At 43.2% G+C, this 6082-nt stretch carries 6 protein-coding genes and 1 pseudogene; 2 read left to right on the top strand and 5 right to left on the bottom strand.

Annotated elements, in window-relative coordinates; genetic code table 11:
- Positions 1-3: 3 nt before the first annotated feature.
- The 3 genes from QM738_RS14950 to QM738_RS14960 are packed head-to-tail and all read right to left on the bottom strand — an operon-like array spanning position 4 to position 2369.
- The gene (locus tag QM738_RS14950; protein ID WP_462277529.1) at positions 4-672 is read right to left on the bottom strand and encodes a phosphonatase-like hydrolase; all 669 of its coding nucleotides are present in this window, start codon (positions 670-672) and stop codon (positions 4-6) included.
- Entirely contained in the window at positions 669-1277 is a 609-nt protein-coding gene (locus tag QM738_RS14955; protein WP_462277530.1) for an HD domain-containing protein, read from the bottom strand. Before QM738_RS14955 ends, QM738_RS14950 begins: the two co-directional genes overlap by 4 nt.
- 3 nt (positions 1278-1280) lie before the next feature.
- The gene (locus QM738_RS14960) at positions 1281-2369 is read right to left on the bottom strand and encodes an alkaline phosphatase family protein (RefSeq protein WP_462277531.1); all 1089 of its coding nucleotides are present in this window, start codon (positions 2367-2369) and stop codon (positions 1281-1283) included.
- Positions 2370-3031: 662 nt separating this feature from the next.
- On the opposite strand from QM738_RS14960, the gene QM738_RS14965 reads away from it, so the two are divergent.
- Positions 3032-4492, top strand: coding sequence for a T9SS type A sorting domain-containing protein (locus tag QM738_RS14965; protein ID WP_462277532.1), 1461 nt, complete (start codon positions 3032-3034; stop codon positions 4490-4492).
- Positions 4493-4672: 180 nt separating this feature from the next.
- A complete protein-coding gene (locus QM738_RS14970) occupies positions 4673-5140 on the top strand; it encodes a hypothetical protein (RefSeq protein ID WP_462277533.1) in 468 nt (155 codons plus the stop codon).
- A gap of 48 nt (positions 5141-5188) precedes the next feature.
- Here QM738_RS14970 and QM738_RS14975 read toward each other — a convergent pair whose 3' ends face one another.
- Positions 5189-5464, bottom strand: a complete 276-nt coding sequence (locus QM738_RS14975; protein WP_462277534.1) for a tetratricopeptide repeat protein — start codon at positions 5462-5464, stop codon at positions 5189-5191.
- Between the two features lie 23 nt (positions 5465-5487).
- Positions 5488-6082 (bottom strand): annotated as a pseudogene (locus tag QM738_RS14980) (hypothetical protein); the annotation flags it as partial.

Raw genomic sequence — 6082 nt, forward strand, 5'->3', positions numbered from 1 at the left:
GGGTTATATTAATGCAAGCAGTTCCTGCAAATGATGAATAATATTGTTGGGTTGTGCAGATGCCAGTTGTTTATATGTATGTGCGCCGGTAGTGATACCAATACTTAAACCACAACCTGCATTTTTTCCTTCTTCAATATCAATGATGGAATCACCTACTTTAGCCACTTCTTTAGCATCAGTAATACCCGATCGCTGCATGGCTAACAATATCATGTCGGGGTGCGGACGGTTATTCGTAACATCTGCAGCAGTGATCAATTCATCAAACTCTTTGCCTTCCTGCCAGTTCAATCTTTCTAAAATGCCCACAGCAGTTTCCCTGTTGTAGCCGGTATTCAACACCACCTGCACCGATCTTTTTCTCAGTTCTTCAAAAACTTCTGCTGCACCATCCTGCGGCTTTAATTCAAAATCATGATAGGCAAATGCCAGCTCCTGTAAAAAATGATCGTACAAGGCAGCGGTGGTTGTTTCATCCGCATCTTTACCCGTGGTTTTAATAATGTCTTTTATCGCCGTCAGCTTTTCTTTTCCTGCGCCATCTGCCAATACCTGTTCAAATGAAACAGCAAAGCCGGCTCCGTTGATCACTTTGTGCAGGGTTTTATAAACGATATTATCTTCATCCACCGTAGTGCCTGCCATATCAAATACCACCATTTTTATCATACTCCTTTGGGTTTATTATTGTTCTCGTTTTGTGATAAATGTGCTATCATCAATTGCTTGTATTGAAAAAGATCGGGCAGGGGTTTGCCTACCAGCTTGGCCTGGTCATCGCACCTGCGCAGCAATACAAACAATTCAAAAAGATCATCTGCTTCAAAGGCAGCCGCTTCCTGTGGGGTCATTCTTCCGCCCTGGTATTCGAGAGTTTTTTTACTGGCCTCGGATAATTGTTCATAATAAGCAGGGATACTGTAAGTGAGGTATCTTTTTGCAGGTACATGGCTTTGTACCAGCCTGGCAATTTTTTCAGAAAATCCTTTGCTCGATAAATAAACAGCACCTAAATTTTCATGATCTGCCACGCCCATAATGTCCATATGCTGTACCGCTTTTTCCGGAAAGGCAAATTCATATAAATGCCCTATATCATGAAAGAAGGCGGCCAGCACCACTTCATCATCCACACCGGCAGCTGCAGCCAGTTGTGCGCACTGGCACATGTGTTCCAGTTGCGATACAGGTTCGCCTATATAATCTTTATTGCCATAACACTCGTACAGGTACATGATCTCATTTACTGTTTGCAGAATATTTACCGTTTCCATTTTTTAATTTTTGTAAATGCTTTCTATCGGGTCAGCAACCGGGTGATCGGCTGTGAATGTTAAACCCAGCAATTGGGCAAAAGTGGCGGCCAGTTGTTTCTGGTACAATACCCCGGCTGTTTTAATTTCTCCCATTGCTTTGGTATCCGGCCCTATTGCAGCGATCCATATCTGCCCCGCATCTGCTACCTTGGCGCCATGGTGCTGCCAGTTATCTTTTATTGCATCACCACGGCCATGGTCGCAGGTAATGATCAATGTGGTCTTGTCTTTATATTTTGGCGTTGATTGTATATAATTCCAGATGTCGGCGATCATCGCATCTTCGGCATGCGCCGCTTTTAAATACTGGTCGTAATTGCCATCATGTGCAAAATCATCTGTTTCGTCAAAGGCAATGTACAAGGCCCTCGGCTGGTAAGCCTTCATGTATTCCCTTGCAGCAAAATAAGTGATCACATCCGGCCTTACACCAATGGGCCGCGGCGCAATAAACTGCATATCGTTCAGTAACTGTAGCGAAGCATTCTTAAATTTAAAACTGTCTTTATCTGCATTCACATACAGGCCGCTGCGTTTGGTATTGAGTATATACGGAAAAGCATCCCAGGTAGTGAACGCAGCCACCTGCCCGGCATATTTCTTTTGCTGGTTAATAAACTCCAGTACATTGGTATTTTTATTCCAGATATTATCGTTGCTGTTCACGGCAGTATCAGGGTAGCCGGTGAATATTTCGTTGTAACCGGGGTAGGAGAACCAGTAAGGGTTGGCATTATTTACTTTATTACCGGCCCATCGGTTGCCATATAATTGACCTTGGGCGGCAACGGTGTTCCATAAAAAGGGGAATAATTTTTTTCTTCTTTCACCCACTGTATCCGACCAGAAATCATGGCTCATACCGCTGCTGTCTTTGGTAAATCTTTTATCCAGTAAAATAGCAGCATCAGCACCGCCAAACACTTCTTCCCAGCGCATACCATCCAGGGTCACAATAACAATGTTCTCGGTTTTTGTCTGCGCCCTGGCAGCAGTGGTTTGAATGAGGCAATAACAGATAAAAGCCATCAGGCTTGCAGTACATCTCATAACAATTATTTTAATAGTGGCCGGAGCTTGAGAAGCCCCGGCACCTGTATTGAATGGCAAACAAAAAGTATCGTGTTTAACCAAATGCTGTATCCAAAAGTAATTTTGCTGTGTTACGAAATGTTTGCTGTAGTGTTATTTAAAAGCAAAGAAACTGTTACTAAATGACCGGGAAGGGTGGAGTATGATAAGTTATGAATTGACTCAAAAGATAAGATTAGGGAAGGCATTTTTTAAAACTTGCTTTCCCTTTGCGCCTTGCAACGCTATTGTTCTTACATACGTCTATTTAAACAGGCTGCAATTGTTGCCCTTTGGTAAGAATAAAAACGGCAGGATCCCGTAGGGCAATATGGCTGGTTACAAACAATTGATACAATAAGTTACTCATACGTGCCAGTGCTACAATGCCAGTAGTTTAATGGAACACGGGGGTGATCTTTATCACCCCTTTTTTTGGTAGACATATAGCCCCCTAATTTTAGTGTAGTCATTACCGTTTTTGTTAATTTTTATTTAACCCTGCAACCTAACTCAATCCTGCGCTGTCTTATTTATAATCAATCCTTTGCCTGTTCCTGCGAAATGTCCTTCTGTTGAATTCCTTATCTTTTTTTTTTGAAACAACGCGTAATTATTTATTACGTCAAGCACTAAATTTTATGATGAAAAAAACACTTTCCTTCTTTTTTTTACTGGTTCCTTTTTTTGCTTTTTCAGCAACCACCTGGATCGGCCCTGCGTCAATAACCCTCAGCAACTGGAACGATCCGGCCAACTGGTCGTCGGGTGCATTGCCTGCACCCAGCGAGCAGATCACTTTTGATGCACCGGTAACATTTACCGAAACGGTGCCCGTTACCGCCACCAATACTTTTGTTATAAAAGCGGTGGTTACGGTTGCCGGTGGCGTTGCCATTACCACGGGGGATATTACACTCAAAGGCGGGGCCATTATTAACAATGGAGCTATTAATGCCAATAATGTAACCTATACAGCTGCCGGAGATTATATTACCAATAATGGCAGCATGGCGCTCAAGAATTTAAATGTAGGCAACTCGAATATTGCTGCAGGAACTTTTACCAACAACGGCCGCTTGGCAGTGGTGATGAATATCGTGGTGGAAGAGGGCAGTTTCAATACTTCAGCGGGTAGTAGCACAGATGTAAATGGTATCAATGTACAAAACGGCGGCACGGTGCAGAATGGCGGTACAATTAACAGCGTGGGCGCTGCCAATGTTGATAAGATCGCCATTAATGCCGGCGGAACATTCATCAACCAGGCAGGTGCTGTTTTAAATGTCAATTTACAGCAAAGCAATGCTTATGCAGTTAATACGCAGGGCACTTTCACTAACCAGGGTACCATCCGTATTGGCGATGCGCCTTATAACCCAGGCTCAAAGGGGATACTGGCAGGTAACAGCAGCAATTTCAGCAATACCGGCAGCCTCACATTTAACATCGATCCGGCCAACTGCGTACTCACTAATAATACGGGAGTGAACGGCTCTTTCTCAACTGCCGCCATTAGCATTGTGTCGGGTAAAAATTGTTTGAACACGGTATTACCGGTAAAGCTTGTTTCCTTCCAGGGCCAGGCAGGGGATGGCTTTAATATATTATCGTGGGTTACTGCAGAAGAACTGAATCTCGAAAAATATGAACTGGAAAGATCAGATGCTGATAATGGTTCATTTCAATGGGAAACCATTGCAACGGTTGCACCGCAATACGGTCATGCGTACCAGTTCAAAGATCTTTTTATAAATACAAACAGTTATTACCGTTTAAAGATCATCGATAATAATGGACTGTATAGCTACTCCGATATTGTATTGGTAAAAAATGGCGCCGCAGGCAAAACTACTTTACTGGTATACCCGGTGCCTGCAGGTAAGCTGATCCATATCTCCGCCCAGGTTGCTGAAAAAGAAGTGGAGCTTACAATCATAAATGCAGCCGGGGCCGTGGTAAAAAGATATCAATATAAAACGGGTACGGGTATCCTGCAGTTGCAAATCAATCTCAGCAACATACCTGCCGGGGTGTATCAATTGGTACTGAGCGGGGCTGATAAACGGGTACTGCAACGAAAACAATTTGTAAAGGAATAGCCCAAAAAGATTTTTTATTTATGTTTTAGTTTGGTTTTGACGCCTGATGTCTATCAGGGGTCTTGAACATGGGAGATATTATATCTCCCTGTTTTTTTGAGATACCATTTTTACTTGCAACTATTGTGCCCGTCTTACCGTCTAATACACTTTATAACAAAAAACAGTTTTTAAACATTTATGAAAAAGATCATTCTTTCCGTATCATTATTATTACTTCTTGCGGGTGTGCAGGCACAAAACAAAACAGCCAATTCAGCTACGTATAAAAATGCCATAGGTGTAAAAGTGTGGGATGGCGGAGGTATTTCGTTCAAACATTTCTTCGATAGTAAAAATGCCGGTGAGCTGATCGGTTATTTCTGGAGCCACGGTGCCCGTGTTACAGGCCTGTACGAGATACACAGTGAGATCGCCAATGCCGATGGTTTAAAATGGTACATCGGTCCGGGTGCTCACCTGGGTTTTTACGGTACAAAATATGGCGGCGGTACTACAGTTGGTGTGGACGGTGTGATTGGCCTCGATTATAAATTGCACAAAGCCCCGGTAAACTTTTCATTGGATTGGCAGCCATCTTTTGAGTTTGGCGATTATGGTGGTTTTGTTGGTGGCTGGGGCGGTTTAGGTATCAGGTATACTTTTTAGTTTTTAATATCTCTGGAATTTCTGGTGCAGTTGTTCAGGCAACTGCACCTATTTATGAGCCGAAACAATTCCTTTACCGGTAGCTTCTTGCAGGTTCTTTTTAGCCAATGCCAGTTCAGGCCTGTCGGAGTTACTATTGGAAATAGCAATTAATTGTTGATAGTAACCGGCTGCTTTTATTTCGTCGCCCGTTTTTTTGCTGCAAAAGGCAGCACCGTACAAACTATTGAAACGATTGGGATGTTTTTTCAGGTCTGCTTCATAAGCGGTAAGCGCTGCTGCAACCTTGTTCACCTGCAACAGCATATCGGCATACTGCTGCATAGCAGGTAGCACTTCTCCCGGTGTTACCGAGTTGCTTGTCTGTTTTTATTTTCCAGGTCCACCGCCTCCAGCATAGTTTTTAAAGCATCCTCTTTTTTTCCATCATTAAATGCTATTGAGGCAGCACCTGCTTTTACTTGTATCAATACCTGGCTGGCGCTGTAGGCATCTTTCCTGGCAACTAACGTATCATATATCGTATTCAGTTCCTTCCATTCATCTTCTGCAAGTTTAATATTACCCGTGTTGGCATTGCCCAGCAACCTTGCAAAATGAACAAGGGCTTTTTGCCACACGAATTTCTTCCACATATCACCAATGGCCGGATGTAAAGAAACAGCGGCTGCATCTTTCCATAATTTATTTTCCAGCGCATACCGGGCAGGGATAGCCGCCATTGCATACGCATTGGTACTCATTACCCCGCTCACTGCTTTTATAGAATCCACCACGTAGTCCACTTGTTTTTTTGCAGCGCTGTTATCTCCCTTCTGCAAATAACTGTACACCAGGTAATCGATGGCATGCAATTCTTCGCCCCAATGGCCTTTTAATTTAGATTGCTCTGCATAGCATTTAGGTGCTGTTCGGATTCTATCGTGTTTCCCTATTAACCTT

It is taken from the genome of Ferruginibacter sp. (assembly GCF_049840995.1).
In the GTDB taxonomy this organism is placed as follows: domain Bacteria; phylum Bacteroidota; class Bacteroidia; order Chitinophagales; family Chitinophagaceae; genus Ferruginibacter.